We start from the raw sequence: 17,097 nt of genomic DNA on the forward strand, positions 1-17,097 counted from the left end.
TTCACCTTATGATTTTTCTATTATTGCAATGGTATATCGCAGCCCGTTCTTTAGCGATTGTTCGGTAGAGAGGGGAGATAATGTGACGCCAAGGTCAGTTAGTTTATCCACAACATCTGATTTAACTCCTGTCACGATGCATGTAGCACCGAGCTGCCTGGCAGATTGCGCGATGGTGACCAGATGGTCAGACACTTCAACATCTTCCTGCAAACCGGTAATATCAAGGATCACAACACTGCATTCTTTGTGTGTGATCTCCTTGAGCATGGTCACTATCATATTGTTTATGCGACCCGTGTATGCCTCAAGCCTGTTGACTGTTTCCTGGAGTTCCCTCTTTGCTTTGTTGCAATCCGATTCGGCATTCGATAATTCGGATTGGATATGACGATATTTATGGTGTATTCGTGTTATAGTTTCCCGTAACCTTTGATGGTCCGTCTTGAGAACAGTGACATCCCGGCCAACCGCAAAAGCACCTGTTGCCTGTCCTGTCCGGTCTTTGAAGACTGAAGCATTACAGGCAATTATAGTCCTGGTCCCGTCCGGACACGTGAGGGCCAGGTCGTAATCATGCAACTCTCCGGTCTCGAAGACCAGTTTCACACCATTATTTGCCTTTCCAGGGTCAGTAAAGTGATCTGCAAACGGAGTTCCTATCAGTTCAATCCTTTTTTTGCCGGTAAGTCTTACTGTTGCCTCGTTCACATCAGCAATGGTTCCTTCACGGTCAAATAGTATCCAGGGGTCGGGACTGCTTATTCCCAACTCCTTTTCAATATATTGAAGCACATCTTCTGGTGCAACATTCATGCTTTCACTCCCCTGAAACTGCCTTCTGTCATAGTGTCCGGACTCCCTTTGTTATTCATCCTCGTTATTCTCTTCTTCTATCATTGCTATGGTGTATCGCAGGCCGTCAAGTAATGACCGTTCCGTAGTAATAGGGGCCAGGTTGGCGCCAATATCAGTTAATCTTTGTACTGCCTCGTGTTTAATGCCGGTAACGATACACGTAGCTCCGAGCTGTCTTGCCAGCTTGGCAATGTTGATCAAGGGTTCGGCAACTTCAACATCAGGAGCTAATCCTGAAATATCAAGGACTACTCCTTTTGTTTTTTCTACGGTGATCTGGTCTAATATGGTTACCATCAGACTATTGATCCGCGTGGTATAAGCCTCAAGCCTGTTAACGGTTTCCTTGAGTTCATGTTCTGCCTTCTTCAGGCGCGTGATATCACGTGCCGCTGCAAAAGCACCCACAACCTGTCCTGTCTGGTCTTTATACACTGAAGCATTATAGGCCACTTTTGTCTGAGTCTGGTCCTTTGCTTTCATGACCAGTTCATAATCCCTGACCTCCCCGGTCTCAAAGACCATCATAGCACCTTTATATGCTTTTTCAGGGTCTGAAAAGTAATCTGCAAATGGTGTACCAATCAATTCTTCCCGGCTTCTGCCTGTAACCTGAATAGTCGCCTCGTTCACATCGAGGATAATTCCTTTCTGGTCAAAGGTTACTAAAGGATCAAGGCTGACCTCTATCAATCCCCGGTTATATCGTTGAAGATTCTGTATTACCTGCCCTGCTCTCTTTCTCTCAGTTATGTCCCTTGCAGCGCCAAATGCCCCCACCACAGTTCCATTCTGGTCTGTATAGACCTTCGCATTATACGATACAATGGTCTCGGTTCCGTCCTTCGCCTTCATCACCAGTTCATAATCCCTGACTTCCCCGGTCTCGAATACTTTCATTGCAACATTGTGTGCTTTTACAGGATCTGTGAAATGGTCAGAAAAGGGTGTTCCTATCAACTCTTCACGACTTCTGCCAGTAATCCTGACCTTTGCCTCATTCACATCAAGGATGACCCCGGTCCGATCAAAAGTCACCAGGGCATCAAGATTCGCCTCTATTAATCCCCGGTTATAACTTTGAAGGTTCTGTATCTCCTGTTCTGCATGCTTTCGTAAGGTGATATCACGAGCTGCAGCAAAAGCTCCTACTACCTTTCCTGACTGGTCCTCATACACCGTAGCATTATAAGCCACAATCGTCTCGGTCCCATTTTTTGCCTTCATAACAAGTTCGTAATCCCTGACCTCACAGGTTTCGAATACCAGCATGGCCCCTTTATAAGCTTTTTCAGGTTCGGTAAAATAATCCGCAAAAGGAGTGCCGATTAATTCTTCCCTGCTCCTGCCGGTTGCCTTGATGGTGGCTTCGTTCACATCCAGGATTATCCCTTGCTGATCAAATGTCACGAGCGGATCCATGCTTGTCTCGATCAATCCCCTGTTGTAACGCTGTAAAAAATGCAGTTTCAATTCTTCTCGTTTACTCCGGGTGATATCATGACCAGCTGCAAATACCCCTGTTACTGTTCCTGTCCTGTCTTTGCAGATGGAAATATTGAAGTTGAGAATAGTATTGTCGTTATCTTTTGGTTCCATGACCAGTTCATAGTCCCTGACCTCTCCATTGTTCAGTACCTGGACCAATGCATTGCCAGCCTTCACCGGATCATTGAAAATATCACAGAAACGAGTTCCTATCAACTCTTCACGGTTCTTGCCAAATGTCTGAAGTGCTGAGTTGTTGACATCAAGGATAATTCCTTTCGTATCAAGGAAAAGAAGAACATCCAGGCTGATTAACCCATATTCTCTTTCCATAACAAGAAGGGGTGAATCCTGTATATGTTTATTCATCTAAACCCCCCGGTAAGTTACTATTATTGTTCCCATTCATTATATTATATATTATTTTATATGAGTTTATTGATAGGAACGAGTATTATATTTTCAATTATGTTCACGTGTATTGCCCGGGAACAGGGAAAAAAAACAACATCAAATATCAGATCTGGACGTGTCAGTCCAGACCGTTCTGGTCTTCCTTGCACGGTTGAATATTGCCCGTACACCGCAAAAACTGATAAGCCACACATGGAAGCACAATCCCAGGGTCTTGAACAGCACCCGGTCATCACCTTTGATCCATAACCGGACTCCATAGACAGGGACTGCAGGGCTTAATACAAATGCAGCGAATGGCAATGTCATGGACCCGAACCAGGCAATCTTCTGGTTTACCGGGATGTGGGCATACAAGAACCGCGTTATGTTCTCTTCAACTCCTTCCAGTGCACCTGAAAGCCAGCGAACGCGCTGGTTATAGAGTTCCTTAAGACTGGTTGGCCCCTGTTCTCCTACCTTAGTCCGGGCAAGGACCGGCTTCTTGCCTGCAACATACATCCGCTGAGTGAACTCGAGGTCCTCGCAATAAACAGCTTCGTTGAGCCTGGTGCCGTCAAGGGTCCTGGCATCGATAACACCGATAAGCCCATTAAATTGTTTGAACCCGTCGAACCGTTCGTATAGTTTGTAAACATCCTCGAAAAAGGAATATTCTGCTGCGATTATCCTGGCTATCCATCCTGAATCCTGGTTGGTGATGTACCTGGCGCCGCTTGCCATTATGGCATCTTCTTCACGTTCAATGGCATCTATGCACCTGAGGACAAAATCCGGGTCGGGGCGGCTGTCCACATCAAAAAGTGCAATAAGGTCCGTATCGAGTATCCCGTCTGGCCCCCTTAATGTATCCAGTCCATCATTAATGGCACCTCCCCTGCGACCGCGGGTATTATTGCGTACAAGATGCCTGATACCTTTATCCTCAAGGTAGCGGGTACGTTCATCAGGTCCCTCAGGGCAGTCAATTATGTACAATATATCCGGGTCAATATCTGTCGATTCAAGTTTTGATAAGGATGCAACAGATTTCTTAATGATCGACAACGGCTCAAAAGGTGCCACTGGAATGAGAATACTGACCGTTTTCATACGGGTCCTCAATTGGAATTAATGGTTTATACAATTATCCAAATAGAGAATAAATAGAGTAGAGTGAAGATGACACCCCCACCCCTACCCGATATATTACACTCCCACCCCGTGTAATTATAATGGATACTACTATCTAAGCAGTAGCACTAATATATAGTGTGGTGTGAATCAAGTAACACTGTATAGAAAGTTACGCCGACACTATACTAACTATTGTTTCAATCCCGTAACAAATCTCCATTCTTCAGAATCTTTACACTCACCAGGCCACCAAGGACAATATTGAGATAATATGTTATCAACCGCCATATTGTCACAACGATACCAAGTATGGAAACCGGAACCAATATGCCGAACAATGCAGCACCGCCCAGTTCCGCAATTCCGCTGGCACCGGGAGTGATGGGGACCACCATGACCAATGTCAGGAACACCTGGACCGCAAAGGCGGTCAGGAGATGAGGTGGCTGGTTCAGTCCCAGCAGAATAAGGGGTACTATCAGGAATTCCACGAACCAGAACACCACGGTAAGCAGGCCCCCAAGCACCAGTCCTCTCTGTCCGGTCCTGACAAATTTCCAAAGGCCGTTATGGAAATTCCACAATTCTCGGTCTATGAACTCAATAATGTGTTCTGTCCTGTCAAACCTGATAATCCTGTGAAGGCCGCGCGTGACAAGAGCCAATATCCAGGCAATGAATTTCGGATTCAACAGACCCGCAATGGTAAGGACGACCATGAACAGTACGAAAATCTCTGCAACCGCAATTGCAGCATCAAGTTCCCAGCTGACCAGCGATGCCCTGAGCACCCAGAGTGCACATGGAGTTGCGACCAACAACAGCAGGGCATCCAGCACACGCTCTGCAATAACAACAGCAGAAGCATCACCGACGGGAATATTTCCACTACGGTTTAGCAGGTGTATCCGTACAGGCTCACCGCCTGCCATGGATGGAGTAATCGATGCCGCGAACAGGTTGGATACCACTGCTTCTGTAGCATCCCTTATACTGATATGATGACCCAGCCCCCAGGCCATCACTTTCAACCGCATGCCCCAGATAACATAACTGCCTATGTGCAAAGCCATAGCAGTGAAAAGATACAATGGTTTCATTTCACGCAGGGCAGGAAGTGTCTCAGGTCCTACCGTGAATGCTGTGAGCAGCACCAGGAACATGATACTTAACATTAATGAGATGACAAGAAATTTCTTCAATCGTTGCATGGTGCTATGAATGATAATAATAATATCATATATAAACCTTGATGACCTGCTAATTATGAATACGTGATAATAGACAACGAAATTGTTTGTGAAGTGATACATTGGTCACCGTGATCTTGCCTACAAAGAACGAAGAATCCTGTATAGGTGCCACCATTGAGAGGATACTGGAACTGTGCGGCCATCCCAGGATTATCGTGGTGGACGGGCACTCCACAGACCGCACCGTTGAGATTGCCAATGAGCACGGAGTGGAAGTGATATACGATGGTGGCCTGGGCAAGGGAGAAGCCCTGCGCTGTGCCTTTGACCACGTTAAGGACGATGTGGTGTTCCTGGATGTGGACGGCACGTATCCTCTGGGTGCAATACCCCTGATGATGGAAGCCCTCGTGGAATACGACCTTGTTATCGGTGAGAGGATGAAGTTTGACGGGGATTCCCTGCCGCGAATCTTCCTGGTAGGCGATGCCATATCCAGGGTTTTGTTCCAGGTGCTCTATTCATCGCGGCTGGATAACCTTTCAGGGCTCCGCGGCTTGAGGTGGCAGGCCATTGAGAAGATGGAACTGGAATCAGATGATTTTGGGATAGAGACGGAAATAACAGCCAAGGCGGTGCGGCTGGGACTTAAGGTGAAAAAGATACCCATAACCTATATGGCCCGGACCGGTTCGTCCAAGTTCAGGCCGGTACGTGACGGTATAATTGTACTAAGGGCCATGTTCAGGTACAGGTTCAAGTTATTTTAATGATTGAAGTGCTTGACATAACTTGAGTCATTAACATAGTTCAAATGCCTTTCCATGGAACAGATGCTTTTCATGAATTGTGTGTACTGTGATTCGTATAACTCTGATTTTCCAGGGTTTCTTTCACGGATTTCCCTTCTTCAATAACAAGTTCAGGCCACAGGCTCACATTGGAATGTATAGTAACATTATCCCGGATAACCACTCTGGGTCCGATAACAGTACCTGTTTCCAGTGTACAGTTACCACCTATTTTGGTGGCATTGTCAACTATGGCTCCTGAAACGCTGGTGTTCTTTCCAATCTCCACATCATTGAAGATAATAGCAGACAGTATCCTGGCCCCGCTCTTAATGTTGCAATGAGCACCTATCGAGGTATAGGGGCCTATGAGCACTTCATCCCCAATAGTGGTGTTCTCCCCTATCACAATAGGTCCCACCAGTGCAGAGTTGGTGCCTATCGTTACCGCATTGCCGATATTTACCGGCCCGAGAACTCTTGCATCCCGTATATTGAGGTCCCCATTAATAATTGTGCCAGGCAGTTTTTCGAGTTTCCATTTACATGCCTGCCTGTACGCGCCAGCATTACCGATATCGGTCCAGTGCCCCCTCACCATATAGCCATTCAGCTTATCACCCATTTCCATCATTTTCGGGAACAGGTCCTTGGCAAAATCAAAATTTGCTGTCGGGGGTATCAATTCAAGTATGGCAGGGTCACATACGTATATCCCTGTACTGGCAAGATTGCTGAATATATTTCCGGCATTTGGTTTTTCATAGAACCGGTGTATCTGGTTGAACACGTCCATATCAGCAATACCGTATTCCCGCGGGTCTTCGATAGGCAAAAGCCCGATGGTTATCTTTGCATCATTGTGTTCGTGGAAGCGGTATAATTCGCGAAGGTTCAGGTCCATCACATGGTCTCCACCAATAACAATAAAAGGCTCGTCCTTTAACAGTGGCTCTGCATTCTTTATACTGCCGGCTGTACCCAGTTTGATCTTATCCCGCACATATTCGATATGGACCCCGAACAGGCTGCCGTCACCCAGTGCCTCCTGTATATCGTTACCCAGGTAACCTATGGTAATTACGATCTCACTGAAACCTTCGGTTGCCAGGTGTTCCACCAGGTGTACCACCGAAGGTTTGTTCAATAAAGGAATATTGGGTTTGGGGCGGTCGAATGTCAGCGGTCGTAGACGCGTACCTTCGCCTCCGCACATGATGCAGGCTTTCATTTTTTCACCGGATTCCAATGGTTTTGGGAGTATATATCAATAACGATATGTCCGGTGGCAATTCCAGCATGCATCAATACTTTCCAATGAGTTTTGCTATGTTCCGGTGGATGCCGTGGATACTGATACTGCCGCCCAGGTACATCATGGGACATTTTCCCGTGACACAATGCATCCCGTCCTGGCCGCAATTCTCCCTCACTTCAGGCGTGTCGATAGAGAAGTGTACCCAGATGTTGCTGATGCCTTTAGCTGCAAGTGCATCCATGATAACTGCGGGTTGTTTACCCGTAATTCCTATGACGGCACCCTGGACGCCGTCAGGCAGTCCGGATACGTCCCTGAATGTTCCCGCGTCCGGTTTATCTGATATGTCTACCGTAGATACATTTTTACCCCGCCTGGTGAGTTCATGTATCGTCCACTTCATTGCCGGTTTTGTTCTGTCCGTTACCACAGCGAAACTATCTGCATCCCAGAAGGATTCATAATCTGATGTCATACTATTTCCACTCCATCAAAGATTTCCGTTTAATGAGAGTTGGCACTTCCACCATATAAATTATTTCAATACCCCGGACAATCCTGATATGGTCTGTTACGATGAGAAGAACAAAAAAGGAAATAGAGTCTCCGGGAATAACGAGTTCAGGAATAGAGAATATCTGGCCCCGTCATTTGAACTTGTCCAGCAATCGCTGGTAGAAATCCTTTTTGTCATCGTCTGCCCTGCGCACCAGTCTCTCCACTATGAGCTCGGGTGTGCTTTTGGCAGCATAATTGTACCTGGGATTGCGGTCTACTATCAGGTTCAGGTCATCATCCAGTCCCCGTGCCTCAATCCCGTCAACCCGTACCGGTGCCGAAGTATGTTCCATTATGCTCTCTGCCAGGTGGCTCACAAAGATACCCATTGCATTGGGATTCTCGGCAAGTGACTCCAGGATGCCACCGATTATCCGTGCCGATGCTCCCGGTTCGGTAATGGATTCCAGTTCATCCACAAGGACCGCCATTTTCCCTGTCCCCCATACCACAGAGAATTCCCGCAGCGTTGATTCAAAGGCACCCGCATCCATGGTGCCCCTGGATTTACCAAAATAATACAGCTCATCTATCAACCCCACGGTCACGTCCCTGCCGGGGACGGGAAATCCCATGTGGGACAGGATAAACACCTGGGCGACCAGGTCCAGCGTGGTGGTCTTGCCACCTGAATTAACGCCACTCAGGACAGCCACCCGCTCAGGTGTGTACTCCCTGGCCCTCCTTCCCGGGTGAACCGTACCCAGTGCATAATCAACGGGCTCGAAATCACCACGGAAAAAAAGGTTTGTACCTGCGCTGATATGGATACCGGGCTCATCCACCAGGGTGGGTACGGTAAGGTTGCGCTCCCTGGCGAAGAGGCCGATCGCGAACCACATATCCAGTTCCATTGCATCCGATACCAGTGCCCTGGCCGTATCTTTCAGGTCAGATAGTTTGCGTGCGGCCCCCCTCAATATATCCATGCGGCGTTTTGCCAGCCTGGCACGTAATAACGACCTGAGCTGTTCCACAACGTTCCTGTCAGCTTCAATAGAGGTCATGATATCCTTGCTGAACAGATCATCAAGCACGAGCGATTCTTTTGGATCAAGGTCAAGACCACCAGTTATTCCCTGCACTGCTTCTTTTACTATCCTTGTATACTGCCCCGATATCTCCCTGTCCAGCAGCCCTTTCACATCACCGCCCATTGCATTCATGAGATCCTTGCCGCTGAGGGTGACAGTACTGTTCTCAAGAAATTCCCGGAGCCGCCCGTCCGCACTCTTCTCTTCTGTCTTTACCCGGTCATCCAGTCTCTCCAGGGCAGACTGTATCCTGTCCATCTCACTATCTGTCCCGGTCTTGATATCGTTATTTTCACCAACAACTTCGAGTGCCGAACCCAGGCGGCCTACATGGCCCGGTTTGATATCCACAAAGACATGCGACCCGGCATTTCCTGTCAGCCTGTATGCCTCTATTGCAGATGTTATGCTTTTCAGGTTCAGTGAGAACAAAGCGACCTCAACTTCCGGTACAACTTCCCACATCTCAAGGCCGGCCAGTTCAGCATACTCTACCTGGGCATCATAGGGTATGTTCACGCCTTCCATGGCTATGGATGCCGTGACGAGATGGTAAGCGGTAGCAGCATCTGCGAGTTCACGGGGGGATTCTGCCAGCAATACGTCGATGGTACTCCCGAACCTGGCCTGGACCTGCTGGTATTCCTCATGGCCGGCTGCTACTATGACCCTGTCCCGTATCTTTTTAGTGCTTGCTGTTCTCAGTGGCCTGATGCCTGCCAGTACCTCTTTAAGCTTCACGGAACTGCCTGTCGTGGAGGATATGATCTCCACCATCCGGCAGGCGGCAGCCACATCCTTCATCCTTGAATTGATACTATCTTTTCTTGATGAGGACATGGGGAAGTAAATATTGAGCTTGTCCCTTGCATATGCTGTACCGGTATATGATTTGATTATATCCAGTAAACTCCGGTACACCCTTTGCGCTTCGCGGGTCCTGAGGAAGTCGTCCGGTGAGATGTTCTCGTCCTTGAAAATAAATGCCTGCACCAGGGCAATGGCGTTCTTTTCGCCGATCCCCGGAACTGCCGCAATGGCAGCCACATTATGGTGCATGAATGCTTTCATTACCTCCTCATGGCTTTCAAAATGCTCGAGGAGGCGCCGGGCTGTCTTATCTCCGATTCCCGGGATATCTCTTATATCGCTCATCCAGGATATCACAGAGGAGTTAAACGATATATGGTTTTTCCTTATTGCGGGATGTTAACCTTTTGAATTTGACTCAGGTTTGGAATATCGGTGTTCCTTCCGATACGGGGGGATATTCTTCCAGATACGCAAAAAAAGAGGGTGGATAGGAATATTCAATTAAATATATCTATCCAGAATGACCTGTTCTGCTCCATTCCCGAATATCGCGGTTACTACAATATGGTCATTTCCATCCGGTGTTCCAGCATCATGGACCGTGAAAGTCTGGCCTACTGTTGGTTTTCCCGGACTGGTACCAGATATACCGTTGACCTCGTATACTAATGATTCCAGCATACCATGATCCGAACCGCCGTAATAGGTGATCTCGAATGTGCTTGAATCTAATTGCCTTGCTACTGCAATGACATTATATTGAATTTCGGTAGCAGTTTCAGTTGGGGTTGCTGTAGCGGTCGCAGTTTCCGTTTCTGTTGCAGTTGCTGTAATAGTAGCAGTTGCAGTCGCGGTGCGAGTTTCGGTTTCCGTTGCTGTTGCTGTTAACGTAGCAGTTGGAGTTTCGGTTGAAGTTACTTCCGGATTTGGGGTGGCAGTCTCCTGAACAAGCACCAATTGTGAACATACGATCACTCGATTGATGGGATCGATCCAGTTTACCACTTCCACTTCACGGTCGCTGACTATTGCTTTATACAGGGGCCGGGGTGTAATGTTTTTCCCACATTGTAGTCCAATTTCACCAGAAATTGTTTCTACTTCTTCTGTTGTCCAGTACGTGACCGTAATTTTCGCATCCGGGTGTGCTTTCATTATTTGCTGGATCTCTGGCATAGACCTTACTACCGAATCAAAGTCTGCTCCGTTCGTCGTACAGCCTGTTAAAAGAATGGCTAACAGTATTATCGTTACTATTTTTGCATGATTTAGAATCATTACTATCACTTCAATTGTTTTTTAATCAAAAATAATAAGGTTATGTATTAATTCCATCATTGATTTTATTTATATTTTTGTATGCAGGTATGGTAAGTCTATTGTAGTATTCATTTTTCCACTCTGTAATAAACAACATTTAATACTTTTCAGTACATAGTATTAATGAGGAGGTTAGTTTGTATGGGAGATTTCATTAAAGACATTCAGGTATTGAAGGACCGTCTGGAAAAAGTGGAAGAGAATGACATTGATGGGGCTGCTACTTTGCAGCTGCTTAACGAGATGTTACAGGTGGTAAGCGAGATAGCCGGAAGGCTGGAGACGCTCGAGTCCCAGATCGAGGTCCTGTCTGAGAAATAATTCCTGCTGAAATTGCAGGAAATATTGACTGCAAGCCATTAATCGGTAAGTTGGCAGCTTACAGGATAGTAACAATGAAATATTATTCAGAAAAGGAAATGAAAGAAATAAGGTCAGTCTTCGAGAAGAAAGTGCTTAGCTGGCCCCATGTAACTCAAAATACGACATTCGGATGCCCCTCCTACCAGGCTGAGGGAAAGACATTTGCCATTCTCGTGACAAACGGTGTACTTATCACGAAGATAGACCAGGCTATTGAAGATACTCAATCCGCCCCTCGTCTGAACGAGACAAAGCAAACAAAACAGAGAAATATCGAACACTGGGTCAGGGTCCCGATAACAGATGAAAATGAAATGGAACAGATATTTTCTATTGTAAAGAAAAGCAGTGAAATAGTACTGCAGGAAGATTAAGACCACTTCGATACTACTTGAATACAAATCAAATTATAAAAAAATATAAAAAGGAGAGATCTCATCTCTCCTTAATTATATCGCCTTCTTCTTCCTACTGTTCCTATCACTAACATGCCGATTGTCATGATGCCAAGCAGTGATTCCAGGTTTGCGTCCATTACCATAATGTTGGATATGGACAGCACCGGAGTGGACTGCATGGTCAGTGAATAGGTTGGATCAATACCCACTATGAACAGGTCCATCATCCGGTAAATGCCGGTACCATTGACCGTGTAGTTGACGTAGGTCTGGTTGCCAGGAGTACCGTCCGCCTGCAGGGTACTGACATTCCACCAGTATGCCTGTCCGATGATAGGTGAAGTTATTGATGTGCTTCCGTTTGCTGCCCTGCTCATATAGACCATTGAGAAGTTCTGGGGCACTATATCATATACTACGACTGTTGGTGGGGTTGCAAGATTACCTTTATTATGCACCCACAGTGATATGTCGTAGTAATCGGTTGTGTCATTCGGAGTAATGGTCTTTCGAACTTCGATGAGGTATCCGCTAATGACATATATCTGCTCGATCAGGATGTATGAGCCATTGCTTGTATAATATGATTCTGTCAGCTGGCCTCCCATATTCGAGAGATTCACAGATAAGTCCACATCTATCCAACCCACGGGCACAGGGTCCGGGAAGTCGAATATCTGCCATTCTGATTGGGTCCATGTACCTGAATTCGACAGGGTAAATGCCGGATAAGTGGTAGTATTAACAACAGCTTCAAGATTCGTGGTATTAGTAACATATACTGTCACGGCTGAAATTGAAAAATTGATTGTTTCAGTATCACCGTTGGTAATTGTTGGCGTGAATCCCCAATCATTACCACCGCTACCGCCTTCGCTGGTGCCAAGCTGGTTTTTCTGGAGTTCTATCTGGAAATTCAGTGTTGTAGCTGTAGGATTCCCATTTACTGTCACTCCACTTCCTGATATTGTACTGTTGCTTGCGGTAAAGGAAAGGGTTGCATTACCCACATTGAATAATGTGGCTGATTGAGGCGTTGAACTATTATGGGCATCAGAGTCACTCTCTGTGATCGTGAAATTCAGAGTTGCAGTGGTGCTGGTAGCATTCAATTCCGGTATATTCCATGTAATCGTATCGTTCGTAGTTATGAGGGAAGTTCCGAGCGTTACGGCATCATTTGAAAAAATGAAATCAGAAATGCTGTTTGAGTTCACATCCGATGCAGCTTTAATTAGTTGAATATTTGTTACACTCACAGAACTGTTATACGTCAAAGTTAATGAGGCATTCGTTGAATCATTTACCAAAATTTTATTGGCCGCATATGTTTCTGAGAATATGATCGGCATCGGTGCGGAGGTCATATTGTAACTGATAAGTACTGACGCAAGTCCACTCAGGTTATTGATGTGCACAATAACATTGCTGCCTGTTGGTGTCAGGGTAACTCCTGGTGAAATTGTATTCCAGGTTGCACTGTCTGTGGTTCCCGAACTTAAATTCAAATTTATGTCATATAGTGTTGTTGAAGATAGTGTATTGGTAATGTTGATAAGACCTGTACCGTTTATTCCTCCACTGAATAAAGGTTGGGTCCCATTGAATGTATCTAATCTGCTTGCATATTCTGTCACTGTTATATCAAGAACATTATCCGCAGATGCCGGTAAAATTATGATGGAAACTATTACTAACACTCCGATAATATTCTGTTTAAACGTATTTTTTTTCATTTGATCACCCCAAAGTTAATCTTATTTCACATAATGACCATCATTATGATTGCCACCAACTTATATGATGGAATTTATATATAAATGTTCTGTGGAATATAGTACACAGGAATTACAGCAATAGACGGTAAACACAAATGTTGTGGTATCATGTACAGTTGTGTACACTGAGGTAAACCCTGAATACGGGATCAATCAATTATTCTATGATGGCAATAATTATTAGTAGATTAACTACAATAAGATGTGACAGAAAAGAAAGAATATACGTGGTAATAATCGCCACTTAACATTTCAATAAAATATATATATCTACATATTTATAAGAGTAAATCGGAATAAAATGAGTTCTCACAAAAAATGTTTTTGGATTCTCCTATGCATGGTGCTCCTTATCGGAAGTTGCTCAGGAGAAACAATCGTAGAGGTATTTGATGAATACCACGTGAACATAACTGTTGCCAGTGACAGTGTTCATGTCAAAGAGACCCTATCCATCAAAAATGTTATCGATAAACCCATTGTTCCTGGTTATGCATACACGACCTTGAAACGTTCATCCCAAAATGAGATCCTTGGCTTCCCCCTTCCGGGAAAACAGACAGACCCCATTGATATTAAGAATGTTGTGGTCCTGGTCCAGGGTAAGCAGTTGAATGACGTACTTGTGACCAAAGGGGATGAAAGTACGACGATTCGCTATGGTCTGTGGTTCCCGATCTCTCCGGGTGAAAGCATGACAGTACAACTTGAATATGATTCGCTTGATTTCACTGATAAGGGCATTTTGTTCACTCAGGGGTATTATCCGATTGATGCAAATATTCCCATCAATAAAGCTGTGATAAATCTTGTTCTGGAAGATGGGAGACATGTCACCTATTCAAATAGCAAACCTGAAACATCGAATAAAGTGACTACATGGACCATGAAGTTCCTGGGTACCGATGAGTGGAACCTGAAATATGAGTACAGCAAACTCCCGCTTCCGACATCACCGGTAAAGTGGTCATTATTGTTCTGGTTGTTCATGCTGGTTATTGTTAGTGTTTGGTCTTATCACAACTGGAAACCCAGGAGATGAAATCTCTGGATGGTTATACAAATGAGACCGGAATTAAAACAGTTAGTGATAACAATACTACTATTTCTCCTGGTCTTTACCCTGGGCGCATCGGCACTGGTGGACCAGGTACCAGTAATAGCCACAGACAGGCCATATTATAATCCATGGGATACCGTCAACATCATTGTCAATGATACTTCTGAATTAACTGCGTGGATCATTGACCCCCAGGGGAATGAAATTCCATTGGTGCTGGTTCCATCAGATTCAGGATACAGAGCAGAATATTCTCCTCAACAGGGCATTATCCTTGGAACATATACCGTGGTTGCAAGCGGTCCGCAGGTAAATGACACAACTCAATTTGAAATAATTGTAACAACTACCGGCAACCTGACCATCAACACCACAAGGGAAGTGTACGAGGCGGGTCAAAAAGTGGAACTCAGTGTCATTTCTCCGCAGGGCATACCTGTTGTTTGGGTCACCGACCCGATGGGAATTTCTGTGGCTGTAAAAGTAACTCAGGAAAATGGCGTTTATACCGGAACATTCCGGCCAGACAGACAGATAGTTTTAGGTCAATACCAGGCTGAAGCCGAAAGTTATGCCAATGGTTCAAAGGAACATGCAACAGTAGTATTTACACTCTCTGCTCCCACAAACCCCCGGGCAATATCGTTTTCATCGGGTGTGGAGTTCTTAAGAGACCTGTCAGGACCCAGGACCGGACAGCATAAGGTGCCGCCTGAAACCAACATCCATGTCACAGTCACCGTGAACATTGAAGGTTCCCTTTACAATACCAACCTGGTTGATTACTTCCCGAAAGACTGGATAGTAACGAATCCAAACAACGGCATTGTATCAGCATACGATGCACAATATAATATGATTACATGGCCTGTTTCTATCAATGGGTCAATGACAAAATGGTATACTATCGAAAGTCCGCAGAGGACAACTCCGCCAACATCCTACAATTTCTTTACCGGGCTGGGTGGCAATACCTCCGGACTATGGAAGGTTATGGTTGCAGACCCAACCAATACCTATTATTTCCATCCTGAAACCGTAAATGTGGGAGTAGACGGCATCCGGAAGGTCGCCAATTCCACAGACAACACAGGCGATACCACAGACGATACGACCGCAGGACCCTTATACACTTCGGGTAACCCGGCCACATTCACCGAACCCCCGGGTTTCAGGTTCTATACCGATCCGGTTTTTTCCTCACCTTTCACGTTCACATCTGACACTACCATTACCATGTGGTTTGACAATAACTACAACGATTCCAACAATGGAACTATCCATTACAAAGCCATAATCTATGACTACAACCCAGCCACTGGCAGCAATATTTCCCTGGGGAGTGATGAGCAGGATTTCATTCAGGGGCTCACCCAACTGACATTCATTATTCCTACAAATAATACGTCGGTCGCCGGTGGTCACAGGGTAACAGTGGTATTCCAGGTAAACGGTACGGACAGGACCGATGACTATAGACCCGCTATTGTCTATGACAGTACCACCAATAACTCACGTATGACCTTTTCGTATGTTGTGGATACACCACCTCCTGGAACGCCGACAGAACTGATCATATTCACAGATAAGAAAGTCTATACAGACTGGGTAATAAAAAGCAATCCAGCAAAGGGTGGTCCAGCATCAGTAATCGCATATCAGGGAACCCGTGCAGTTGACTTAAAAATGTATGTGTACGCAGTGGTCCTTGATGAAAGTGGCAAAATAATGACCGGCAGGACTATCACTGGTACCCTGGATGATATCGAGAGGTTAGACCACCAGCATAAAGCTGATATTTCCGTACATCATAATGTCATGAACAATCCTAGTTTTTATGATAATATAAGTTTCAACCTTAACGATGACGGAACCTTATCAGGCATCGATGTTGCAAATGATGGCATATATGTAGCTGAAATTGACCTGTTAGATATTGATACTACAAATGCAACAAACCTGCTTGAAGACCATCTAAAACTTAATATTACCGTCACAGATACCGGAGTGGGTACCAGATATACCTATGTTCTGCTCAGTGCTCTGAGGTGCCATCAAGACACTGACCCTACCAGTCACCCTGTTCAGCATACAGGGTCAAATGATGAGGGAACTGCTCTTTGTGTTGTCTGCCACACCGGAAGTGAACATTTTTTTGAAACTATATCCGGGACGATACCTGAACCTATGCTGGATGTGCATGTCGGAAGGATGAATCCGCCCGGAATTTATACTGACTCAAGTAACGATTTTTCAGATTTCATCTGGAACAGTTCTAAAATTCCTAAAACCGGAGTTGGCAATATTGAATGGAATAGTATTGTCCCGGGCACAAGGTATTGTGCTGCCTGTCACTTTACCACGGGTAAATTCTATGATTACGGAAATGGTGACCGGACTACTCTCACTGACAGACCATCATGCAACGTGGCATCAGTTTCCCAAAATACGGCAAGTGGTCAGGTCTTACAAACTATTACCTGTCATGACACAACAGAAATGATGGGAACAACCACCCCTGCATGGAATACAGCATCTGCCGTTTCCACACATGCGTTGAATTATGATATCTATAAAGCAAAATCTCACAATCATTCTGGTTTCGTTATCCAATGTATCCTGTGCTGTTTGCCATGGTACAACACATAGTCTCAC

At 45.4% G+C, this 17,097-nt stretch carries 14 protein-coding genes; 5 read left to right on the forward strand and 9 right to left on the reverse strand.

The window, feature by feature from the left end; all coding sequences use genetic code 11:
* Positions 1 to 6 precede the first annotated feature (6 nt).
* The 4 genes from K0A89_00640 to K0A89_00655 form a co-directional block, all read right to left on the reverse strand.
* On the reverse strand, positions 7 to 816 hold the full coding sequence (locus K0A89_00640; GenBank protein MBW6516998.1) for a PAS domain-containing protein: 810 nt from the start codon (positions 814 to 816) through the stop codon (positions 7 to 9).
* Positions 817 to 867: 51 nt separating this feature from the next.
* Complete coding sequence (locus K0A89_00645) at positions 868 to 2,715, reverse strand: PAS domain S-box protein (protein ID MBW6516999.1); 1,848 nt, start codon at positions 2,713 to 2,715, stop codon at positions 868 to 870.
* A 141-nt stretch (positions 2,716 to 2,856) separates the two neighbouring features.
* On the reverse strand, positions 2,857 to 3,852 hold the full coding sequence (locus tag K0A89_00650; protein MBW6517000.1) for a glycosyltransferase family 2 protein: 996 nt from the start codon (positions 3,850 to 3,852) through the stop codon (positions 2,857 to 2,859).
* A 221-nt stretch (positions 3,853 to 4,073) separates the two neighbouring features.
* Positions 4,074 to 5,087, reverse strand: a complete 1,014-nt coding sequence (locus K0A89_00655) for a flippase-like domain-containing protein (protein MBW6517001.1) — start codon at positions 5,085 to 5,087, stop codon at positions 4,074 to 4,076.
* Between the two features lie 110 nt (positions 5,088 to 5,197).
* On the opposite strand from K0A89_00655, the gene K0A89_00660 reads away from it, so the two are divergent.
* Positions 5,198 to 5,839 carry a glycosyltransferase family 2 protein gene (locus K0A89_00660; GenBank protein MBW6517002.1) on the forward strand — a complete coding sequence of 214 codons (642 nt, stop codon included), beginning with the start codon at positions 5,198 to 5,200 and terminating at the stop codon, positions 5,837 to 5,839.
* Positions 5,840 to 5,909: 70 nt separating this feature from the next.
* Here K0A89_00660 and K0A89_00665 read toward each other — a convergent pair whose 3' ends face one another.
* From K0A89_00665 to K0A89_00680, 4 genes are all read right to left on the reverse strand, one after another.
* Positions 5,910 to 7,091, reverse strand: coding sequence for an NDP-sugar synthase (locus tag K0A89_00665; GenBank protein ID MBW6517003.1), 1,182 nt, complete (start codon positions 7,089 to 7,091; stop codon positions 5,910 to 5,912).
* Positions 7,092 to 7,164: 73 nt separating this feature from the next.
* Positions 7,165 to 7,593, reverse strand: coding sequence for a hypothetical protein (locus K0A89_00670; protein MBW6517004.1), 429 nt, complete (start codon positions 7,591 to 7,593; stop codon positions 7,165 to 7,167).
* Positions 7,594 to 7,765: 172 nt separating this feature from the next.
* On the reverse strand, positions 7,766 to 9,865 hold the full coding sequence (locus tag K0A89_00675) for an endonuclease MutS2 (GenBank protein ID MBW6517005.1): 2,100 nt from the start codon (positions 9,863 to 9,865) through the stop codon (positions 7,766 to 7,768).
* A gap of 159 nt (positions 9,866 to 10,024) precedes the next feature.
* Positions 10,025 to 10,810: a hypothetical protein gene (locus K0A89_00680; GenBank protein ID MBW6517006.1), complete on the reverse strand. Its 786-nt coding sequence runs from the start codon at positions 10,808 to 10,810 to the stop codon at positions 10,025 to 10,027.
* A gap of 174 nt (positions 10,811 to 10,984) precedes the next feature.
* Between K0A89_00680 and K0A89_00685 the strand changes: the two genes are divergently transcribed.
* Together K0A89_00685 and K0A89_00690 are read left to right on the forward strand one after the other, a co-directional pair.
* Positions 10,985 to 11,164 carry a hypothetical protein gene (locus K0A89_00685; GenBank protein ID MBW6517007.1) on the forward strand — a complete coding sequence of 60 codons (180 nt, stop codon included), beginning with the start codon at positions 10,985 to 10,987 and terminating at the stop codon, positions 11,162 to 11,164.
* 74 nt (positions 11,165 to 11,238) lie between these two features.
* On the forward strand, positions 11,239 to 11,580 hold the full coding sequence (locus K0A89_00690) for a hypothetical protein (protein MBW6517008.1): 342 nt from the start codon (positions 11,239 to 11,241) through the stop codon (positions 11,578 to 11,580).
* A gap of 71 nt (positions 11,581 to 11,651) precedes the next feature.
* Here K0A89_00690 and K0A89_00695 read toward each other — a convergent pair whose 3' ends face one another.
* Complete coding sequence (locus K0A89_00695) at positions 11,652 to 13,340, reverse strand: hypothetical protein (protein MBW6517009.1); 1,689 nt, start codon at positions 13,338 to 13,340, stop codon at positions 11,652 to 11,654.
* 382 nt (positions 13,341 to 13,722) lie between these two features.
* Here K0A89_00695 and K0A89_00700 point away from each other — a divergent pair, with 382 nt between their 5' ends.
* A complete protein-coding gene (locus K0A89_00700; GenBank protein MBW6517010.1) occupies positions 13,723 to 14,424 on the forward strand; it encodes a hypothetical protein in 702 nt (233 codons plus the stop codon).
* Positions 14,425 to 14,445: 21 nt separating this feature from the next.
* The gene (locus tag K0A89_00705; protein MBW6517011.1) at positions 14,446 to 17,091 is read left to right on the forward strand and encodes a hypothetical protein; all 2,646 of its coding nucleotides are present in this window, start codon (positions 14,446 to 14,448) and stop codon (positions 17,089 to 17,091) included.
* Positions 17,092 to 17,097: the final 6 nt, after the last annotated feature.

This window comes from ANME-2 cluster archaeon (genome assembly GCA_019429385.1).
Lineage (GTDB): Archaea > Halobacteriota > Methanosarcinia > Methanosarcinales > Methanocomedenaceae > Methanocomedens_B.